This is a genomic window from Blastopirellula sp. J2-11 (assembly GCF_024584705.1).
GTDB lineage: Bacteria > Planctomycetota > Planctomycetia > Pirellulales > Pirellulaceae > Blastopirellula.
Map to the genome: position 1 here is coordinate 1,491,016 of NZ_CP097384.1, position 20,341 is coordinate 1,511,356.

A 20,341-nucleotide genomic window follows, 5' to 3' on the forward strand; every position below is an offset into this window, starting at 1 on the left:
GCCCAGTAGAACTCGGAGAGAAAATGGGCTGATGGTGTCGCCGGGTTGAAAGCCCGAACCCTCTTGCTTCCGTGTGTGTCATTCTATGTTCGGAAGGTGAAAACTACTGAAGGCGAATATGTTTCAATATGATCTACAGATGCCGGACCAGAAGGAGAAGTACCACCGTTGGTACGAGCAGATGGCCGACGCCGTGAGCGCGAGCTTGAACTCTTATATCCTGGGTACTCGGGCATGTAAACGAGCGGTTCAAAGCCACGGAGAAGGACACTCAAATGGCGGCCGCTCTACTGCTGATGGAGTACACGGACCCGATTGACGGCGTGGCGATACTCGCACGGAAGGGATCGGCAAGAAATTGCGTGCCCATTATCCGGACCGGATTCGAGTTGCAGCTCAATCTGATGTACATGCTGCAACGGGACGATGCTCTTGAGAGCCGCTGCTTGGCCTACGAATTCTATCACTGGGTGAAACAGAAGAAATTCGCGGCAAAGTGCGATCCCAATTCTGATGCAGGAAAGCAGGTCCGTGGCCAGACGCGGGGAGAATTGCTCGCCGACGCCTTCGACCATCCAGGCCGAGACATTACAGCTGAGATCGCCGCTTTACAGGATCTGATGGACCGTCCGCGATATGCGGCAATCAAAGCGGAATACGCGATTTCAAAGCCCAAGCACTGGTACGGGATGTGGGGTGGTCCCGGAAACATCGAGCGGCTGGCGGCTGAACTAGACCGCCTAGGCCATTACGAGGTCATGTATCGGTACTGGTCTGGGCATGCCCATGGTGAGAGTGCGCTGAAGCGGATGGACGAGGGCAAACTGGAGATGCAGCCAATCCGCTGCCCTCGTGGGTTACCGCACTCCTGTCTGAACGCCTGCAATCTGGCCAACGAGATGGCGGCATTTCTGGTCAACCGATTCGTTCCGCAGTTGAAAGATGAACTTGCGGCGCGATTTTTGGTCGACGTAAAGCCGGGCTTGGACTTAATCAAGTCAGTGACAGGGTTGGACGGATAACACGACCACAACGTCAATGCAATGCCACGGCAATTGCGCCATGATGGGCAATCTGCGATAATCCGGCAAGTGCGTCTGGTCGTTTTGGCGACTTCCGTTTCGCGGTCGGACGTTCGTTTGCAGGGAGGTCTTTCGCATGCCGTCTTCGTCCGCCGCTTCGATTCAACAGCACTTCTCGGACCTGGCCGATCCGCGCACGCGGAAGGTGACGTACCCGCGAGTCCCATTCTCACCTGTGCGGTAGATTGGAGATCGCTTTGATTTTGCATTTGGGGATTGCCAATAACGCCGGCGCTTGCCAAAATTCTTGCCAGAGACCGCGCTTGCCAGAAATGGCCAAAAGAAAAGCCTCGCAAGTTGTTTACTCGCAAGGCTTTAAGAAGTCGGGGCGACACGATTTGAACGTGCGACCTCTGCGTCCCGAACGCAGCGCTCTACCAGGCTGAGCCACGCCCCGATGTTACCTGTTCGGATAAATCCCTCAGGTCGAAAGTCCGTTTATAGATGTCCGATGCTTGAGCGTCAATAGCAGGAGGGGCTTGGGATGCGGCTGGTTCGCAGAAAAATTGGGGGCGTAAACCAAACGTGTCAAACGACTTCCGACTCGATTCGCCGCGAGGGTTGGCTTCCGGCAAATCGGTGGCGTTGTTTGTTGGAGGGGCGTGCCGCTTGGTTGCTAGGCCAGCGGCGGGTTGTTGGCTTCGTGCGGTTTCCAGTCGACCAGTTGCAGTTCGACGTTGTTTCGCCCGCGGAAGTTGTTGATGACCGGTTGGAAGGCGATATCGAGCAGGCCGTCATGTTTGGCGAGCGGTTCGGCCCAGTCTCCTTGGCCGAAGGCGACGCCGCGGATGCGTACTCCGTGATGCTCTAGATGGACCGACAAATGACGTTCGCCGCCGCCGATGCGTTTCGGTTTGTCGACCAGCTTGGCGCCGCTAGCGCACATGATGGGGCGACGGTTTCCTGCGCCAAACGGGGCGAGCATTTCGATTTGGGTGATCGTCTTGAACGTCAGTTGGCTGATTGGGGCTTCGGCGTCGATCGCGAGTTCGGCGATTTGCGATTCGTCGGTTACTTCGCTGGCGGCGTATTCGAGGAACTCGGCGCGAAACGCTTCGATCTTGTCTGGCGAAATCTGCAGTCCTGCTGCAGCCGCATGTCCGCCGCAACCGAGCAGATGATGCTCGCAGGATTTGAGCGCTTCGTGCAGATTCAAGCCGCATGCGCTGCGAGCCGAACCGACGCCGGGCTTCACGCCTGCTTGATCCAGCGCGATCAAAATGACCGGGCGATTGTATTTTTCGGCCAAACGACCGGCGACAATTCCGATCACGCCGACGTGCCAGCCGTGCCCGGCCAAAACGAGAGCTGGATCGTTGACCGGATCAAATTCTTCTTTGGCTTGCTTTTGGGCGGCGAGATTGATGCTGCGTTCGAGACTGCCGCGGCTGTCGTTCAGCTGATGAATGTACTCGGCCAGCGCTCGGGCGCGTTCAGGGGAATCGGTCGTCAGCAGTTCGATCGCCAGTTGCGCTTGGCCGAGTCGGCCAGCCGCATTGAGGCGAGGGCCGATCATAAACCCGATGTCTTCGCTGGTCAGTTGTTTTTTGTCACCGAGCTTCGCTACTTCCAGCAGCGCTTCGATGCCGGGAACGGAATGCTCGCGCAGGCAGTTCAAGCCGTGACGGACGATCAGGCGATTTTCGTCCAAGAGCGGCACCACGTCGGCGACGGTGCCGATCGACGCCAGGCCGACGGCGGTCAGTAAGAAATTGCGCAGCCGGTCGGTGACGCGCCGGGCGTTGCTCGCTTTTTGGCAAAGCGCCCAGGCCAGCTTGAAAGCGACGCCGGCGCCGCAAAGTCCGCCAAAGGGATAGTTGGTTCCAGGCAATCGCGGGTGGACAATCGCCGCCGCGTCGGGCAGTCGTTCGGCCATCTCGTGATGGTCCGTGATGATTAGTTCCAAGCCTAGTTCTTTTGCGCGGTCCGCTTCTTTGACGCTGGCGATACCGCAGTCAACGGTGATCAGCAGGTGGGATCCGCGCTGGACCAGCTTTTCGAGCGCTTCGCTGTTTAGGCCGTAGCCTTCGTCAAAGCGGCTGGGGACGTAATAGCCGACGTCGGCGCCAAGCGTTTGCAGGCAGCGATAGAGAATTGCCGATCCGGTGATGCCGTCGGCGTCGTAGTCGCCGTAGATGGTAATGCGACGCTTGGCCTTGATCGCAGCATCGATACGTTCCACGGCGGCAGGAACGCCGGGAAGCAGTTCCGGGTCGCGCAGGTCCGAGAATTTCGCTTCGAGAAAGCCGCGAATCGCATTGGGATCGCAGATTCCGCGGCTAATAAGAAGCTGGGCGACGACCGGCGGAACACCGGCCGATTGTTCAAGCTGCCGGATGCGGGCAGCGTCGTGCGGAAAAATGCGCCAGCGCTTTTCCATAGCGGCAAGTAACTCCAGTCCGTGGCGATGCGTTCGAAACGGATGTGAGTCTGACGCATATCGGCCCAAAAATCAACGAACCGCCAGAGATGTGACGGTTCGCAGCGGATCGTCGCGGCAAAGAGTCCGAGACTACTTTTTCTTTTCGTTGTGCCAGGTGTGCTTGCGCAGACGCGGGCAATATTTCTTGAGCTTTAGCTTTTCGCCGCCCGGCTTGCGTTTCAGGGTGTAGTTGTAGTCGCCCGATTCCTCGCACACGAGAAAGACGGTTTCTGCTTTTTTGCTCTTTTTGGCCATGACGCCGGATCCCTGGACAGCTTCAAGTGGATGAGAGTGACACTCAATCAATTGGTTGGAATCCCGCAATATACCGAATGGCATGGGGAGTCGGCTAGTCCCTTTCTGCCGGAAACCGGATTCGTCGATCTGGTTGAGTACTTCACAATTTTGGGAACGTTAGATTCTCGTGGAATATTCGTGAAGGGTGGAAACGAATGTCCTAGTGAGGCTCAACGGCAAGAATGGCCCCTGTTAGGGGGTGTGGCGGCGATTGGTTCCCTCTAAAATTGATTTTGTGAAGTTTTGTTGACGTTCGACACATTCTTGCGTGCGTCTTCCTTTTCCCTGCTGCAAATCTGCTTCCTGCTCTTTCTTTTCTGCGTTCAAGGAATGTTCCCGCGCGAATGTCGCGGAGCGAAGGTAAACGTTTATGGCCACTCCCAATGCTCCCCAGAACGATATCGAACCGGACCATGAAGAAGAGGTTCGTTCCCCCGTTAGCAGCCGATTTTTGCTGCTGACCGCGGTTCCTTCGTGGCTGGTCAGTCTGGTTGTCCACTTTTTGTTGATTTTGGTGCTGGTCTTGTTGCCGGTCGCGCAAAAGATGAATCAGCAGCGTGAGATCACCGTTGACGACACCGCCGACGCGGAAGAGATCGACGAATTTGTCATGGAAGAATTCGAGCCGATCGATGAAATGAAGCTCGACTTTGACAAGCCGCCAGAGCAGATGGAAGAAGCGGTGATTGCCGAAGAAAACATTGTCTCCGACTTTCAAGAGATGGAAGCGGCGACGCAGCAATTGGACTTGGTCGACTTTGCGGATCAGACGGCGCCTTTCTCCGATATGATGACAGACAACGCAGGTTTGACCGGCAACGGCACCAGCGGCCGCGGTCAGGCGACGCGTACCAAAATGTTGAGCGAAGGGGGCGGAAACGGCGGTAGCGAAGCGGCCGTGGTCAACGGCATTAAATGGATCGCCGACCACCAACTGCCGGATGGGACCTGGAATTTTGACCATCGACGCGGCGCCAAAAAGCCCGGCGAATCGAAAAACTTTGGTGAGTTTAGCAACTCTCCCCGTGCGGCGACCGCGATGGGTTTGTTGCCGTTTTTGGGCTCAGGTCATACCCACAAAGAAGGCAAGTACAAGAAGCAGGTGAACGCCGGTCTGACGGCGCTGGTTCGCTTGATGCAAGTTCGCGGACGTGAAGGGAGCCTGGTCGAATCCCAGGGGAACATGTATTCCCATGGTCTTGGTTCGATCGCGTTGTGCGAAGCGTATGCAATGACGCAAGACAAAAACTTGATGGCGCCCGCCCAGGCTTCGCTGAACTATATCGTCGCATGTCAGGATCCGGTCGGCGGCGGATGGCGCTACAAGCCGCGGCAAGCCGGTGATACCTCGGTGGTCGGTTGGCAACTGATGGCGCTGAAGAGTGGGCACATGGGCTACTTAGAAGTTCCGCGTAATACGATTGCCGGCTCGATGAAGTTCCTCGATTCGGTTCAGTCGGACGGAGGCGCCAAGTATGGGTACGCCGATCCTGGCGCCAAGACGTCAATGACGGCGGTCGGGCTGTTGTGCCGCATGTATCTTGGCTGGAAGAAAGAGAACCCGTCGCTGGAGAAGGGGGTCGACTTTTTGGCTGCCCAGGGCCCGTCGTTGGGGGGCGGAGCCAACATGTACTACAACTATTATGCGACCCAGGTGATGCGTCACTATGGCGGCGCCAAATGGGAAGCCTGGAACGTCAAGCAGCGCGACTTCTTGATCAATACTCAGGTCAAAGAGGGGCAGCCTGAAGCGGGTAGTTGGCATTTCACCGGCGGCTTCACCGACAAAGGCGGACGGCTCTACAACACCTCGTTGTCGCTGCTGACGTTGGAGGTTTACTACCGTCACTTGCCGATCTACAAGACGACCGCATCGGAAGAAGACTTTCCGCTGTAAGCTGGTCGTCCACAAGACTGCGTAACCAATAGCCGCTCCCGCTGGGGGCGGCTTTTTTTGTGAAGTGTGGGGGGAGGGCGTTCACGTTGTTGGGGGACTGTCGAGGCTTTGCTTCCAGGATCGCAGCAGCGAATTTCGCCGACGAGGATCGCGATCTTCGAGCGGCGCGAATCGCTCTATCCGGTTGGTGCGAAAGTGTCGAAAGTCCTCGCGTTGCCTTCACGGTCTTTGTTGAGAGCAACGTGGTTGGCTTCGGCTTACGGCGACGGCAAGTATGTCGCTGGGCCCTCTCATGGCGAATTCGCCGCACAATATTTGCTTCCCTTCCGCCGTTTCGATCAAGCTATAGTTGACGGTGATCCTGGTACTGCGCGCCGATTGTGCGGCGTGTACTCATTGTTTCGATCGTAGCGATTTATGCGCATCCTTTCGGCATCGACGAATGTCGCCGAGTCTCCGGCTCCAACGCGGGCCAGGAAGAGGGGGAATGCGCTGGTGCTGTGGCTGTCGCGACGTTTTCAAGGCTCGGCCAGCTGGATGTTCAGTTTGCTGTTTCACCTGGTGGTTGTGATGACGCTAGGGTTGTGGATCTTGCGAGACGATCGGCAGGAAGGCCCGCCGGGGATCATCCTCGGTGAAGCCGATCCGATTGTTCCCATCACCGAGCTCCCTCAGTGGCAGCCGAAAGTCGCCGACATCCAAGGGGACGTCATCAACGACTCGACCTACGCGATTGAAGAGATGGCGCAGCAACTGGCGCAGACCGCTCCATCAGAAGCGCCGACGACTTCGATTCCGTCCCCCGCGTTTCAGTTTTCGGATTCCGCGACGCTGACTTATGTTCCGCCGGCGGGCGCTGGTGGATTTGCGGGACGAGATCCCGCGAACCAGCCTGGTTTGCTGCAACAACGGGGCGGCTCGCAAGCGACGCAAGACGCCGTCGAACGCGCGTTGGTCTGGATCGCCGCGCAGCAAAACGAAGATGGGCATTGGGACTTCAATCATCGCAACGGCCCTCAGGGAGCGCGGGCCACCGATCCGGGAACCGCGCATGCGTTGACCGGCGCGACCGGTTTGGCGCTGCTCCCCTTTTTGGGCAAAGGTTATACGCATCTGCGGGAAAGCCCTTATCAAGAGACGGTCGCCAAGGGGCTCTACTATTTGCGGACGCACATGATCGTCAGCAATCAGGGAGGCGATCTGACAGGCGGCAGCAAGTTTGGCATGTATTGTCACGGCTTGGCGGCGATCGCGCTGTGCGAAGCCTACGCGATGACCGAAGATCCTGACTTGCGCCAGGATGCTCAGGAAGCGGTGAAGTTTATTGAGTTTGCGCAGCACTCCGCCGGAGGTTGGCGTTATCAACCTGGCGAGCCGGGCGATACGTCGGTTTTTGGTTGGCAACTGATGGCGCTGAAAAGCGCCTTGATCGGCGGGCTGCAAGTTTCGTCGCCGCGTGTCGGTTTGGCCGAGCACTTTCTTGATACGGTGCAAACTGACGCCGGCGCCTACTATGGATATCAGCGACCTGGGAAGCAGCCGACGACAACGGCGATCGGCCTGTTGTCGCGGATGTACTTGGGATGGCGCCGCAACGATCCGCGATTGGAGCGTGGGGCGAAGTTTCTTGCGACCGAAGGCCCTTCGCAGCGAGACATGTATTTCAATTACTACGCGACCAACGTAATGGCGCACCAAGGCGGGCCTGCGTGGACGAAGTGGAACGACAAGCTGAGCAACTACCTGGTTCAGTCGCAGTCGACCAAATTGTACGAGGCAGGGAGCTGGCGATTTGATGACCCCTACTTCGAGGAGGGGGGGCGATTGTACACAACTTGTTTGGCGGCGATGATCCTGGAAGTCTACTATCGCCATATGCCTCTCTACTCTGATCAGTCCATTGACTTCACGTTCTGAGCTGCCGGCGGCGATCTTGCCGGTGATTGATTTGAAAGACCGGCACGTGGTGCGCGGCGTGGGCGGCTTGCGACATCGCTATCGTCCGATCGAAAGCCGGTTGTGCGCATCGTCGGAACCCGGGGATATCGCCGCCGCGATGGTCGCAGCGTATTCGTTTCGCGATGCCTATGTGGCGGATCTGGATGCGATTCTTGACGGTCGACCGCAAGTTGAGGATTGGCGGAAAATCGCACAGGCCGGACTGCGGCTGCATCTCGACGCTGGATTGGCGACGCTGGCCGATTGCCAGCGCGTGATCGAAGCTTTGGAACCGGAGAGCGTCGCTTCGCTGATTGTCGGCCTCGAGACGCTGCAGCGCTGGGAAGATCTGGGGCAGATCACCGCCGAATTCGGCGAGAGCGTCACGTTCAGTCTTGATTTGCGACATGGACGGCCGTTGCGAATTGTGGGAGCGGCGATTCGTCCCGAAGAAATCGCACAACGCGCGTTTGATTGCGGCGCTAGACGAATGGTGCTGCTGGATCTGGCTCATGTCGGGCAGGGTAGGGGAACCGGAACGGAGATGTTGTGCCGCGAATTATCGACGCAACTTACGGGAGTCGAATGGGTTACCGGTGGAGGGATCCGGACATTGGCCGATATCGAGACGCAAGTGTCGCTCGGCGCAGCGCGCGTGCTGGTCTCTTCCGCACTTCATGAAGATGAAAAAATATTAATGGCGCGTCCGCAATGAGCGGTGATGAACTAAATTGCGGCAGAGAGATTACGGCAGAGAGTTTTTTGTCGTTGTTTTTTAACGGATCGGTATTTGCCCACATTTCGCCAGGGGTTCGTCGCGGTCGCTTATCGCCGCTCGAAACGCAAGTTGGGACCTCGGAAAAAGGCGTCCGGAATCGTAGGGCGAGGAATTCTCCCCTTGCGACTCCCTGCACAACCGATATTATTTTGAGGATAGCGAGGCAATTATTCGGGCATGCCTGGGTGTAGGCATCTTCTTCACGGCGAGCGTTAACTGCAGAGCTTCCTTTGTTCGCCGCAGACGATTGAAAAGCATTACCCGGGCTTACATGGCCTTCACATTGTGAAAGTTTTCACGAACTCAATTTGCTCGCCACTTTACGCAGCGATACGCAGTAATTTCCAGGGCCTAGATTTGCCCGTTCGGAGCCGCGGATGCCACGAACTATTACATTGAAACGAGGGCTCGACCTGCCGATTTCGGGTCGTCCTCAGCAGTCCATTGAGTCGGCCGGAGCAGTGACCCGATTCGGTCTCCTTGGCGACGACTACATCGGCATGCGGCCGACCATGTTCGTTACCGATGGAGACTCGGTCAAGCTTGGCCAAGCCTTGTTTGAAGACAAGAAGAATCCCGGCGTCATGTTCACGTCGCCGGTCGCTGGCAAGGTGGTTGCGGTTAACCGCGGCGCCAAGCGTCGATTTTTGTCGGTCGTGATCGAGCGTGAAGGAGACGAACAAGTTGAGTTCGCTTCGCACGGCGATCAATCGCTCTTGAATCTGACTCGCCAGCAAGTGGTTGAGGGGATGTTGGCCGCCGGCCTGTGGCCTGCATTGCGACAACGGCCCTTCGGGCGGACTCCTTCGCCGACGCAAACGCCGCAAGCGCTGTTCATTACGGCGATCGATACCCATCCCTTGGCGGCGGATCCTGCGGTTGTGATCGGTCCGCAGAAAGCGGAGTTTACCGCCGGCTTGGAAGCGCTGAGCAAACTGACCGACGGACCGATGTTCGTTTGTCGTGCTCCCGGCGCCGACATCCCAGGCGAAGATCTCGATTTCGCCGAAGTCGTCGAATTCGCCGGACCGCATCCGGCTGGCTTGCCTGGAACGCATATTCATTGCTTGTATCCAGCAGGGCGCGATCGGGCCGTTTGGCACATCGGTTATCAAGACGTGCTGGCGATCGGTTCGTTGTTTAAAACTGGCCGACTGAGCGTGAAGCGAATCCTCTCGCTGGCGGGACCCGCCGTTAGCAAGCCTCGCTTGATTGAAGCGACCTTGGGCGCCGATCTGACCCAGTTGACTGACGGTCAGCTGAAAGCAGACGATCCTCGCGTGATCTCCGGTTCGGTCTTTTGGGGTCGAACTTGTGCCGAACCGCATACGTTCCTGGGACGTTATCACAGCCAGATTTCGGTGTTGGAAGAGGGACGCAATCGCGACTTCCTCGGTTGGCTGACGCTTGGGTTCGGCAAGTTCTCGACCAAGTCGGTGTTTATGTCGGCTCTGACCGGCGGAGGTCGTGATTACGACTTCACCACCAGCAGCGAGGGAAGTCATCGTGCGATCATTCCGACCGGAATGTACGAAAAAGTAATGCCGCTTGATATCGAACCGACCGCGCTGCTCAAGTCGCTGGTGGTGAACGATATGGAATCGGCTCAGGCGCTGGGCGCCTTGGAATTGGATGAAGAAGATTTGGCGCTTTGTTCCTACGTCGACACCGGCAAGCACGACTTCGGCAGCGCCCTGCGGAAGAACCTAGACCGCATTGAGGCCGAGGGGTAACCATGAAGTTTATACGCAACCTACTCGATCGCGCCGCGCCTCTGTTTGAGGAAGGCGGCAAGCTCGAACGACTCTATCCGCTGTATGAAGCGGGAGATACGTTCCTCTACACGCCGGGCGAAATCACGCACGGCTCGACGCATGTGCGAGATGGTCTCGACCTGAAGCGGATGATGGTGTTTGTCGTCATCGCGCTCACGCCGTGCATCTTGATGGCGATGTGGAACACCGGCTATCAAGCCAACTCGGCGATTCACGCCGAAGCCGGTACAGCGCCGGAAGGCTGGCAAGAGAGCCTGTTCACGTCGCTCGGAATGGCTCACGATCCAGGCAGCTTGCTCGATAACATCGTGCTGGGCGCGATCTATTTTCTACCGGTTTACATCGTCACCATGACGGTCGGCGGTATCATCGAAGTGATCTTCGGGATCGTTCGCAAGCACGAAGTGAATGAAGGGTTCCTGGTGACCGGGATGCTCTTTCCACTGACGTTGCCGCCGACGATACCGCTCTGGCAAGTCGCCTTGGGGATCGCCTTTGGCGTGTTGATCGGAAAAGAAGTCTTTGGCGGCACCGGCAAAAACTTCCTCAATCCGGCCCTCACCGCGCGGGCGTTCCTGTATTTCGCATATCCGAATCAGATCACCGGCAACGTTTGGGTTGCCGCGGATGGTTTCAGCGGAGCGACCACCTTGGGAGCTTTGGCCGAGAACAAAGACAATCTGGACGTGGGGCTTTCGCAGGTTCTGCAGGGAGTCGACGGTCACGGGATCACGTGGCTGCAAGCGTTCCTCGGCACGATCACCGGATCCATGGGCGAAACTTCGGCTCTGGCATGTTTGCTAGGCGCCGCGTTTTTGATCCTGACCGGCGTCGGCTCGTGGAAGATCATGGCCGCGACCGTTTTGGGCGCCGTGGGAACGTCGGGTGCGTTCTACCTGGCCAGCTTGTCGGGGATGGAAACCTCCGCGTTGTTCGCTTTGCCGCCGTGGTGGCACTTGGTGATCGGCGGTTTCGCCTTCGGTTGCGTCTTTATGGCGACCGACCCCGTCTCGGCGGCGATGACGGAAAAAGGAAAGTGGTTCTACGGGATCCTGGTCGGCGTACTAACGATCTTGATTCGCGGCATTAACCCCGCGTTCCCCGAAGGGATCATGCTCGCCATCTTGTTTGGTAACGTGATGGCGCCGCTGATCGACTACTTCGTGATTCAAGGAAACATCAACAGAAGGATGGCTCGCTATGCGTCGTGATAGCGTAGGCGGAACGTTCCTCGTGGCCGCCGTCCTTTGCATCGTTTGCTCGATAGCGGTTTCAGCGACAGCAGTCCTCCTGAAACCGACTCAAGTCGAAAACGAAAAGCTGGATAAGCAGAAGAATATTCTGGCTGCCGCCGGCGCGTTGCCGAAGGACAAAGAAGGCAAGGTCGAAGAGGTCAGCGCCGCCAAGATCACCGAGTTGTATAACAATATCGAGACGATCGTGATCGATCTTGATACCGGCGAACGTGTCGATAATCGGAAAGAAAATCCGGTTTCGGCCGAGTCGTTGGAAGACAAGCCAAAGATGGAAAAAATTCCCACCGATGCGCCTGCCGACGATAAGCTGGGTGATATCAAAGAACGTCCCAAGTATTCGCAAGTCTTCTTGCTGAAGAAAGAGGACAAGATCGACGTGATTGTGTTGCCGTTCTACGGCAAAGGATTGTGGTCGACCATGAAGGGCTTCATCGCTCTTGAGGGAGACGCCCAGACGATCAAAGGTTTGACTTACTACTCGCATGGTGAAACTCCGGGGCTCGGCGGCGAAGTCGACAATCCGGATTGGAAGGCGCAGTGGCCCGGCACCACCGCGATTGAAGACGATGGCAAGGTCGTCGTCTCGGTCACCAAAGCGGGACAGACCGGCGGCATTGATACCAACATCGACGGCCTGTCAGGCGCCACCATCACGACCAAAGGGGTCAATACCATGGTTCGCTACTGGCTAGGTCCAGGCGGCTTCGGTCCATTTTTGGCGAAAGTTCGCAAGGGAGACTTCAATGGCTAAAGAGACCACGAAAGATATCCTGCTGTCGCCGGTCTTCACCAACAATCCGATCGCACTGCAAGTGCTCGGCATTTGCTCGGCGCTCGCGGTGACGTCCAAAATGGACAAAGCGTTGACCATGGCGTTGGCGGTGACCGTGGTGACCGGCTTCTCGAACCTCAGCGTCAGCTTGGTTCGCAAGTTCATCCCTAGCAGCATCCGCATCATCGTGCAGATGACGATCATCGCTTCGTTGGTGATCATCGTCGATCAATTTTTAAAGGCCTACGCGTTCAACATCAGCAAAGAGCTGTCGGTGTTCGTCGGTTTGATCATTACCAACTGTATTGTGATGGGACGCGCCGAAGCTTACGCGATGAAGCACGAACCCGGCATGAGCTTTCTGGACGGCGTCGGCAATGGGCTCGGCTATAGCTTGATTCTGTTGATCGTCGCCTTTTTCCGGGAGCTGTTTGGTTTTGGAACTTTGTTCGGCATCACGATTCTGCCGCTGTACGACGCAGCCAATAGCACCGGCTGGTATACGACCAACGGTTTGATGGTGTTGCCGCCGAGTGCGTTCTTCATCATCGGCATTATCATTTGGGTCTTGCGGACATTCCGTCCCGACCAGGTAGAGACGGAGGGCTAACCATGACTGACCTAGTCAATATCGCACTGAAAGCAGTCTTCAGCGAAAACCTCGCGCTCGCCTTCTTTTTGGGGATGTGCACGTTTCTCGCGGTTTCCAAAAACGTGAAGACAGCCCTCGGCCTGGGCGCCGCGGTGATCGCGGTGATGGCGATCACGATTCCGGCCAACAACCTGATCTATCAGCATCTGCTGAAGAAAGGGCAGCTGGCTTGGATCAGCTCCGATCTGGCCGATATGGACCTCACGTTTCTCGGTTTGATTATTTACATCGGCGTCATCGCGGCGATTGTGCAGATCCTCGAAATGGGGCTTGATCGCTACTTTCCGCCGCTCTACAACGCGCTCGGCATCTTCCTGCCGTTGATTACGGTCAACTGTGCGATTTTGGGCGGTTCGTTGTTCATGGTCGAACGTGACTACTCCTTTACGCAAAGCTGCGTATACGGCCTCTTCGCCGGGGTCGGCTGGGCGCTGGCGATCGTCGCGTTAGCAGGCGTTCGCGAAAAACTGAAATACAGCGACGTGCCGGATGGTCTAAAAGGACTCGGCATTACGTTCATCACCGCTGGCCTGATGGCTTTGGCGTTCATGTCGTTCGGCGGCATGCTGTAATTCCCGATTTCAGTGACTTTTAGTCGAAAAGTATAGAGTCATGCAGGAATATCAATTCATCCTGATTCCCGTCGGCGTCGCGATGTTCACGGTTCTCGTCCTGGCGTTGGTGGCGATCATTCTGGCCGCTAAGTCAGTGCTCGTGGCCGCCGGCGACGTAAAGCTGGTGATCAATGAACAAAAAGAAGTTCATGTCCCCGCTGGCGGCAAATTGCTCAACGCCCTGGCTGACCAAGGGATCTTCGTCTCGTCCGCATGCGGCGGCGGCGGTACTTGCGCTCAGTGCAAAGTGAAGATTCATTCGGGCGGCGGCGACATTCTGCCGACCGAAAAATCGCACATCAACAACCAGCAAGCCCGCGAAGGGTACCGCTTGTCGTGCCAGGTCGCGGTCAAGCAGGACATGAGCATCGAAGTTCCCCACGAAGCGTTTGAAACGAAGAAGTGGGATTGTGAAGTGATCTCGAACGGCAACGTTGCGACCTTCATTAAAGAATTCAAACTGAAGCTGCCTGAAGGCGAAGAAGTCGATTTCAAAGCAGGCGGTTATATCCAGATCGAGATTCCCGAACACGAAGTCGCCTACAAAGACTTCCTGGTCGAAGACGAATATCACGAAGACTGGGATAAGTTCAACATTTGGCGGTATGTCTCGAAGGTCGAAGAGCCGGTGATTCGCGCTTACTCGATGGCCAACTACCCGGGCGAAAAGGGCGTCATCATGCTCAACGTCCGCATCGCTTCGCCGCCGCCGCGAGCTCCCGAAGGAACGCCCCCAGGTAAAGCGTCCAGTTACATCTTTAGCCGCAAGCCCGGCGACAAGGTGACGATCTCGGGCCCGTACGGCGAGTTCTTTATCAAAGACACCGAAAACGAAATGGTCTATATCGGCGGCGGCGCCGGTATGGCTCCGCTTCGCAGTCACATCTTTGAACTGTTCAAAGAACGGAAGACCAACCGCAAGGTTTCGTTCTGGTATGGCGGTCGGAGCGTTCGCGAACTGTTCTATGTCGACGAATTCCGCGACATCGAAAAAGAGTTCCCCAATTTCAAGTTCAACATCGCGCTCTCGGACGCGTTGCCCGAAGATAACTGGACCGGCCTGAAAGGGTTCATTCACCAGGTTCTCCTGGAGAACTACTTGAAGAATCATCCGGCTCCGGAAGATATCGAGTATTACATCTGCGGTCCGCCGATGATGAATCAGGCGGTGTTCAAAATGCTGGATGACCTCGGCGTTCCGCCAGAAAATATCGCCTACGATGACTTCGGCGGCTAAACGTCTGATCGCGCTGGCCAGAGCCGCATGTTTGCTGCTCCTGGTGGTCGGCTGTACTCCCAACGGCTCCGCTCCTGTCGAGTTGACAGGGCGGACGATGGGGACCACCTACTCGGTCAAGTGGATTGCACCGGGCGACGACTTCTCTACCAAGTCGCTGCAAAAACAGGTGGACCAGCGGCTGGTCGAAATCAACCAGCAAATGTCGACCTATATTCCGGATTCGGAACTCTCTCGTTTCAATCAAAGTCCAGCGGGAGATTGGTTTCCGGTCTCGCAGGCGTTGGCCGACGTTGTTTCGCGGGCCAAAGAGATCAGCCAGCAGAGCGACGGCGCCTTCGATGTGACAGTGGGTCCGCTGGTTAATCTCTGGAACTTTGGCCCCGATCATCATCCCGAAGAGATCCCCAGCGATGCGGCGATTGCCGAAGCGTTGGCTAACGTAGGCGACTCCAAGCTGCAGGTTCGACTCGATCCTCCGGCCTTGAAAAAGTCGCACGACAAGTTGTATGTCGATCTTTCGGCGATCGCCAAAGGATACGGCGTTGATCAGCTCGCACAATTGGTCGCCGACGCAGGCGCTAAATCGTATATGGTCGAAATCGGCGGTGAAGTTCGCGCCGCCGGACGCAAGAGCGACGGCTCGCCCTGGCGGATCGCGATCGAGAAACCGATCCCCGGCGCCAGAGCGATTCAAGAGATTGTCGAACTGTCGAACCAATCGCTGGCGACCTCCGGCGATTACCGCAATTTTTTTGAAGTGGACGGCGAGACTTTCTCGCATACGATCGATCCCCAGACTGGGCGTCCGTTGGGGCATCAACTCGCCTCGGTCAGCGTTTTGCATTCCGATTGCGCTGCGGCCGACGCTTTCGCGACGACGCTCATGGTCTTGGGGCCGGAGCGTGGATACAATTGGGCGGAACAAAACAAATTGGCCGTGTTGTTTCTCATCCGCGGCGCGGATGGGCCGGTCGTACGCCGCACATCGCAGTGGCCTCAGCGTGGAGAGTAACTCGTGCTACTCACTTTTTTGATCGCAGCCGGCGTTTTCGCCATTGCCTTGGCCGGGATGGCGATCGGCGTCATCGTCAGTAATCGCAGCATCAAGGGAAGCTGCGGCGGGCTAAACAACTTCCGCGACTCGGTCGGTAACCCGATCTGCGACGCGTGCACGACTCCTTCGCCCGATTGCTCCGGCCAAGGCAAGCGTCACGTTGAAGCTGGCGACTGCGAAGACCATCCGGCCGCTGCCGATGAGCACCCCGTTCATTCGTAAACGCGCAGCGTTATTTCTCAACCAACCTCGTGGCCATAGCCTGACCAGTCTGTTCAAGCCTGGTTGGATCCTTGGTTGCTCCAGCGCGTATTATTTAACGCTCCGGCGTTTGGCTCTAGCTCGGCGTTGATTTATTTCACGGCGGCTTCGCACCTTCGGAGGCTTGGACCGGACTGGAACATCGGACCGGACGGGATCGTTGGACCGGACTGGATCGTTGGACCGGACCGGATCCTTTTTTTCTGGCGGCGTTAGTTGGTTGGTTATTCGACCGCCGCTGCTGCAAGATCGCCGCATCATGAGCCGACAAATTGTCGCGCAGCGCCGCATTACTCTCCCGCAACCGCGTCATCAACTGACGAATTTCCTTGATCCTCATCCCGTTCGCCCCCTAATTTTGCGCGTAGATATCCGAGGTAGGGTGGGTGGAGCAAGCGGTTTCCGGCGCACCAATTTCGAACGACATCACCGCTTGCGCAACCCACCAATGCGATCCAATTGATCAACAATTTTGGTGGGTTACGCAAACCGATTTTGTTGGTTGGTGATGGTCGAATCAATCGCGGTTTTTGCTTCACCCACCCTGCGATTTTGCAGTCGACCCCAGCTTCGTGCGCTTTGTCAACAGACAATTTTTGAGCCGAGGCGCCCGGCGATACTTTTTTCTGCGATGACAGTTGGTGTCAAAGTCGCGTTGGGGCGCTGCTTTACTCGCGCGTGCGGCCGGCTTGGCGAATCACCTTCAAGCGGGCTTTCATTTCTTTCAGCTTCTCGGGCGAAGCGGTCGCCAGATTCTTCGTTTCGCCGATGTCTTGCGACAGATTGAAGAGTTGGTCCTGGGTGTTGCGGCGCGGTTCGACGTACTTCCAATCGCCTATGCGGAGCGACAGTTGGCGGGCATGTTCGACGAGTTCGCTACGACCGATCGTCGATTGTCCTAGCAGCGCCTCCAGGACGTCCAGACTGTCAGGAGCAGCCTCCGCAGGTAGCGTTTGTTCTGTCAGCTTGGCGAGCGAGGCCAACAGATCAATCTGGCAGACGAGCGCTTTCGACTCACCGGGCTTCACAACGTGGGGCCAACGCACGATTGTCGGCACGCGGGTTCCCCCTTCATAGGCGCTATATTTTCCGCCGCGAAACGGGCCGGCCGCTTTGTGGTCGCCGATCAATTCAACCGCTTGATCTTTGTAGCCGTCATCCAGCACGGGGCCATTGTCGCTCGACAAGATGACGAGCGTGTCATCGGTTAATTGGTGACGATCCAGGGCGTCCAAAATCTGGCCGACGCACCAATCAAACTGCAGGATCGCGTCACCACGCGGACCATGGCCGCTGTTGCCGACGAACCGCGGATGCGGAACGCGGGGGACGTGAATGTCGTGCGTCGAGAAGTAGAGGAAGAACGGTTGGTCAGCGTTGTCATCGATAAACGCAACCGCTTTTTCGGTGATCGTATCGGCCATGTCCTCGTCGACCCAGCGCGCCGATTTTCCGCCTGACATGTAACCGATGCGGCTAATGCCGTTGATGATCGTCTTGTCATGGCCGACCGAGAGTCCCATCTTTAGCAGTTCGGGATGTTCTTTGCCGGTCGGTTCGTCTCCCACCTTTTGGGCGTAGCTGACTTCGATCGGATCGTTGGGATCGAGTCCCACGACATGATGGTTTTCTAGATAAACGCACGGAACGCGGTCGCCGGTGGCGGGGATCAAAAACGAATAGTCGAACCCGACTTCCAGCGGTCCCGGAGCTACTTTGCCGTTCCAATTGACGTTGCCTGTTCCAATTCCCAGATGCCATTTGCCGACGACGCCGGTCTTGTAGCCGGCATCTCGCAGCATCGAAGGGAGGGTGACTTCATCGGTCGGGATAATCAACGCCGCGTCACCTGGCAAAATGCCGGTTCCCTTTTGTCGCCAGGCGTAACGGCCGGTCAGCAACGAATAGCGCGACGGGGTGCAAGTCGCCGACCCGCAATGTCCGTCGGTAAACTGCAGCCCTTCTTGGGCGATTCGATCGACGTTGGGGGTCGAGAACGATTTGGCGCCATAGCAGCTGAAATCACCGTAGCCGATGTCGTCGGCGTAGATAAGCACGATGTTTTTGGGCTTTTCTGCAGAAACGCCGCTGACCAAGAGAGATCCGACAAGACAGGCGACGAGCGCAAGATTTCGCAGAGATTGCATAGAGATCCAAACTAGCGTCGAGTGGCGAAAGCAGCGGGAATGTTCCTATCGCCTGAGTGGGGCGACTTCACTATTGTAAACAAGATGCTTCGCTCACTTCTCCCGATTTTATTACGAAAACCGCCCATGATTTCGCCTGCTGAACTGATGCAACTGGCCATTGAGAAGGCCAAACAGGGGATCGCCGCCGGTCAATCGCCGTTTGGCTGTGCGATCGCCGTGGATGGAGAAGTGGTCGCCGTGTCTCACAATCTTGTGCTGCAAACGGTTGATGCGACGGCTCATGCCGAGGTGACGGCGCTGCGCGTCGCTTGCCAAGAAGTGGGCGAAATCTTGCTTCCGACGGCTCAGGTCGCGACTACCTGCGAGCCTTGCCCGATGTGCGCAGCGGCGCTGCATTGGGCGCGGGTCGCCGAGATCTACTATGGGGCTACCATCGATGACGCCGCCGCGGCCGGTTTTAACGAACTGCGGGTCTCCGCACGCTCGCTCTATGAACAAGGGGGAAGCTCGACGCGTCTGATCAGCGATATCGAGCGAGCGGCTTGCCGCGAATTGTTCGACCTCTGGAAGGGGGGCGAATCGGCGATCGCTTATTAGTCGGCGATTAGGCTTCTGCTTCCTCGTCCTCTTCCGGCGTTTCGGCGTAGTGCTCGACCGAGACGTTGGTGCTGATTCCGCCGCGCGGCGTGAACTTCGCTTCCAGGTGCATCCAGCGGGGCTCGAGCACGGCGACCAGGTCGTCCAGAATGCGATTGGTGACGTTTTCGTAGAAGATTCCCTCGTTGCGAAAGGCCTGAAGATACATCTTCAAGCTTTTCAGCTCGACGCACTTCGCTGCGGGAATATAGTTGAAAACCAGCATCCCAAAGTCAGGCTGGCCCGTTTTCGGGCAAACCGACGTAAATTCTGGGCAGATGATCTCGATGTTGTAATCGCGACCGGGATTCTGATTTTCGAAAGTTTCTAGAATATCGCGAAACTGTGTCGCCATTTGCGCGTCACTCCTACACGGTAAACTGGTATTTTGGCTTAACCGGCCCGCGACGAAAAGCGGGCTCACACCTAAACCGCAGTCCAAACGCGTGCGCATCGCCGAAATTTATCGATCGATTCAGGGAGAAGGGGCTCTTACCGGCGTCACGAGCACGTTTGTGCGCGCCTCTGGTTGCAATCTCCGCTGTTGGTTTTGCGATACGCCGCATGCCTCTTGGCGGCCCGAAGGAGAAGATCTGTCGGTCGCCGAGATCCTGGGACGCATCGCCCTGTTGGACTGCGATCATGTGGTTTTGACCGGGGGCGAACCGATGTTGTTCGCCGAGATGATCCCGCTGTGCGAAGGGATCCGAACCGCCGGACGTCATATCACCATCGAAACGGCCGGCACTCTCTATTTGCCGTTGGCCTGCGATGTGATGTCGATCAGCCCGAAAATGTCAAACTCGGCGCCCCCGTTGGACGATCATCCCCGCTGGCATCGCCGGCACGAGCAAACGCGGAAAGCGCCTGAGGTGATACGTCAGTTGATCGAAGAGCACGCCTATCAGTTCAAGTTTGTGATCGATCGCGCGGCCGACGCCGAAGAAGTGCTCCGCTATCTCGACCGGTATCCGCAGATCGATCGCGCAACCGTCTTTATGATGCCGCAAGGAACCGAGGCCAGCGCGTTGGAAGCGATTCGAACCTGGCTCGAGCCTTGGTGCGATCAGCATCAATTGCAATTTGGACCGCGGCGGCAGATCGAATGGTTTGGGGCGCTGCGGGGGACATGATGTTCCCGTGTAGGTCAGGCCAAGGTCTGACCTACGCGAGCAGTCGTTCTAACTCAGCGATTACGGTGCGGCAGCTGGCGGCCGCCATGCGAAAGTTGGTGTGGTCAGAGATCTCGGGCTGAATCTCTAAGAACAGCTCTCCGGCGCGGCGCAATTTCGAGAGTTTCTTCTTCGCCTGTTTCAGATAGGCGGCCGCATCGCCGCTTTCGAGCGGCGCTCCGAGCGCGAGCATGTAGTCGTACAATGCTCGCGCGACTTCCTGCAGTTCGTCGTCTTCTTCCGTCTCTTCGGCATGCTTGAGAAACGTGCGAACCATCCAGAGATGCGCGAGTTGGGCGTCGATCGCCTGCATCAGGCGTTGATCGTTGCTGGAGTCGTTCATCG

The 20,341-nt window shown here is 57.1% G+C and carries 20 protein-coding genes and 1 tRNA gene; 14 read left to right on the forward strand and 7 right to left on the reverse strand.

From position 1 onward, the window contains the following. Positions 1–275 precede the first annotated feature (275 nt). Entirely contained in the window at positions 276–1,022 is a 747-nt protein-coding gene (locus M4951_RS06160) for a DUF5677 domain-containing protein (protein ID WP_262025608.1), read from the forward strand. A gap of 383 nt (positions 1,023–1,405) precedes the next feature. Here the strand turns inward: M4951_RS06160 and M4951_RS06165 are convergent. The 4 genes from M4951_RS06165 to M4951_RS06180 form a co-directional block, all read right to left on the reverse strand. Continuing rightward, positions 1,406–1,479, reverse strand: a tRNA-Pro gene (locus tag M4951_RS06165). Positions 1,480–1,698: 219 nt separating this feature from the next. Then, positions 1,699–3,462: a single-stranded-DNA-specific exonuclease RecJ gene (recJ, locus tag M4951_RS06170; RefSeq protein ID WP_262025609.1), complete on the reverse strand. Its 1,764-nt coding sequence runs from the start codon at positions 3,460–3,462 to the stop codon at positions 1,699–1,701. Positions 3,463–3,594: 132 nt separating this feature from the next. After that, positions 3,595–3,759: a 50S ribosomal protein L33 gene (gene rpmG, locus M4951_RS06175; protein ID WP_002651666.1), complete on the reverse strand. Its 165-nt coding sequence runs from the start codon at positions 3,757–3,759 to the stop codon at positions 3,595–3,597. A gap of 234 nt (positions 3,760–3,993) precedes the next feature. Then, positions 3,994–4,128 carry a hypothetical protein gene (locus M4951_RS06180; RefSeq protein WP_262025610.1) on the reverse strand — a complete coding sequence of 45 codons (135 nt, stop codon included), beginning with the start codon at positions 4,126–4,128 and terminating at the stop codon, positions 3,994–3,996. 43 nt (positions 4,129–4,171) lie between these two features. Between M4951_RS06180 and M4951_RS06185 the strand changes: the two genes are divergently transcribed. From M4951_RS06185 to M4951_RS06235, 11 genes are all read left to right on the forward strand, one after another. Then, a complete protein-coding gene (locus tag M4951_RS06185; protein ID WP_262025611.1) occupies positions 4,172–5,698 on the forward strand; it encodes a prenyltransferase/squalene oxidase repeat-containing protein in 1,527 nt (508 codons plus the stop codon). Between the two features lie 495 nt (positions 5,699–6,193). Continuing rightward, entirely contained in the window at positions 6,194–7,615 is a 1,422-nt protein-coding gene (locus tag M4951_RS06190) for a prenyltransferase/squalene oxidase repeat-containing protein (RefSeq protein ID WP_262025612.1), read from the forward strand. Next, positions 7,599–8,351 carry a HisA/HisF-related TIM barrel protein gene (locus M4951_RS06195; protein WP_262025613.1) on the forward strand — a complete coding sequence of 251 codons (753 nt, stop codon included), beginning with the start codon at positions 7,599–7,601 and terminating at the stop codon, positions 8,349–8,351. The genes M4951_RS06190 and M4951_RS06195 overlap by 17 nt, the downstream gene beginning before the upstream one ends. A 440-nt stretch (positions 8,352–8,791) precedes the next feature. Beyond that, positions 8,792–10,147, forward strand: coding sequence for a Na(+)-translocating NADH-quinone reductase subunit A (locus M4951_RS06200; RefSeq protein WP_262025614.1), 1,356 nt, complete (start codon positions 8,792–8,794; stop codon positions 10,145–10,147). A gap of 2 nt (positions 10,148–10,149) precedes the next feature. Beyond that, positions 10,150–11,400, forward strand: coding sequence for an NADH:ubiquinone reductase (Na(+)-transporting) subunit B (locus M4951_RS06205; protein WP_262025615.1), 1,251 nt, complete (start codon positions 10,150–10,152; stop codon positions 11,398–11,400). Then, on the forward strand, positions 11,390–12,196 hold the full coding sequence (locus M4951_RS06210) for a Na(+)-translocating NADH-quinone reductase subunit C (RefSeq protein ID WP_262025616.1): 807 nt from the start codon (positions 11,390–11,392) through the stop codon (positions 12,194–12,196). Before M4951_RS06205 ends, M4951_RS06210 begins: the two co-directional genes overlap by 11 nt. Then, positions 12,189–12,827 carry an NADH:ubiquinone reductase (Na(+)-transporting) subunit D gene (locus M4951_RS06215; protein WP_262025617.1) on the forward strand — a complete coding sequence of 213 codons (639 nt, stop codon included), beginning with the start codon at positions 12,189–12,191 and terminating at the stop codon, positions 12,825–12,827. The genes M4951_RS06210 and M4951_RS06215 overlap by 8 nt, the downstream gene beginning before the upstream one ends. 2 nt (positions 12,828–12,829) lie before the next feature. Then, positions 12,830–13,441: an NADH:ubiquinone reductase (Na(+)-transporting) subunit E gene (gene nqrE, locus M4951_RS06220; RefSeq protein WP_262025618.1), complete on the forward strand. Its 612-nt coding sequence runs from the start codon at positions 12,830–12,832 to the stop codon at positions 13,439–13,441. 40 nt (positions 13,442–13,481) lie between these two features. After that, complete coding sequence (gene nqrF, locus M4951_RS06225) at positions 13,482–14,720, forward strand: NADH:ubiquinone reductase (Na(+)-transporting) subunit F (RefSeq protein ID WP_262025619.1); 1,239 nt, start codon at positions 13,482–13,484, stop codon at positions 14,718–14,720. Continuing rightward, a complete protein-coding gene (locus tag M4951_RS06230; RefSeq protein WP_262025620.1) occupies positions 14,704–15,735 on the forward strand; it encodes an FAD:protein FMN transferase in 1,032 nt (343 codons plus the stop codon). Before nqrF ends, M4951_RS06230 begins: the two co-directional genes overlap by 17 nt. Positions 15,736–15,738: 3 nt before the next feature. Continuing rightward, positions 15,739–15,999 carry a (Na+)-NQR maturation NqrM gene (locus M4951_RS06235; protein ID WP_262025621.1) on the forward strand — a complete coding sequence of 87 codons (261 nt, stop codon included), beginning with the start codon at positions 15,739–15,741 and terminating at the stop codon, positions 15,997–15,999. A 707-nt stretch (positions 16,000–16,706) separates the two neighbouring features. Here M4951_RS06235 and M4951_RS06240 read toward each other — a convergent pair. Continuing rightward, positions 16,707–18,185: a sulfatase family protein gene (locus M4951_RS06240; RefSeq protein WP_262025622.1), complete on the reverse strand. Its 1,479-nt coding sequence runs from the start codon at positions 18,183–18,185 to the stop codon at positions 16,707–16,709. Positions 18,186–18,311: 126 nt separating this feature from the next. On the opposite strand from M4951_RS06240, the gene M4951_RS06245 reads away from it, so the two are divergent. Continuing rightward, positions 18,312–18,785, forward strand: a complete 474-nt coding sequence (locus M4951_RS06245; protein WP_262025623.1) for a nucleoside deaminase — start codon at positions 18,312–18,314, stop codon at positions 18,783–18,785. A 7-nt stretch (positions 18,786–18,792) separates the two neighbouring features. Here M4951_RS06245 and queF read toward each other — a convergent pair whose 3' ends face one another. Then, a complete protein-coding gene (gene queF, locus M4951_RS06250; RefSeq protein WP_262025624.1) occupies positions 18,793–19,179 on the reverse strand; it encodes a preQ(1) synthase in 387 nt (128 codons plus the stop codon). Between the two features lie 91 nt (positions 19,180–19,270). Here queF and M4951_RS06255 point away from each other — a divergent pair, with 91 nt between their 5' ends. Beyond that, on the forward strand, positions 19,271–19,957 hold the full coding sequence (locus M4951_RS06255; RefSeq protein ID WP_262025625.1) for a 7-carboxy-7-deazaguanine synthase QueE: 687 nt from the start codon (positions 19,271–19,273) through the stop codon (positions 19,955–19,957). Positions 19,958–19,988: 31 nt separating this feature from the next. Here the strand turns inward: M4951_RS06255 and M4951_RS06260 are convergent, their stop codons facing one another. Then, the gene (locus M4951_RS06260) at positions 19,989–20,339 is read right to left on the reverse strand and encodes an amidohydrolase (RefSeq protein WP_262025626.1); all 351 of its coding nucleotides are present in this window, start codon (positions 20,337–20,339) and stop codon (positions 19,989–19,991) included. Between the last annotated feature and the right edge of the window lie 2 nt (positions 20,340–20,341).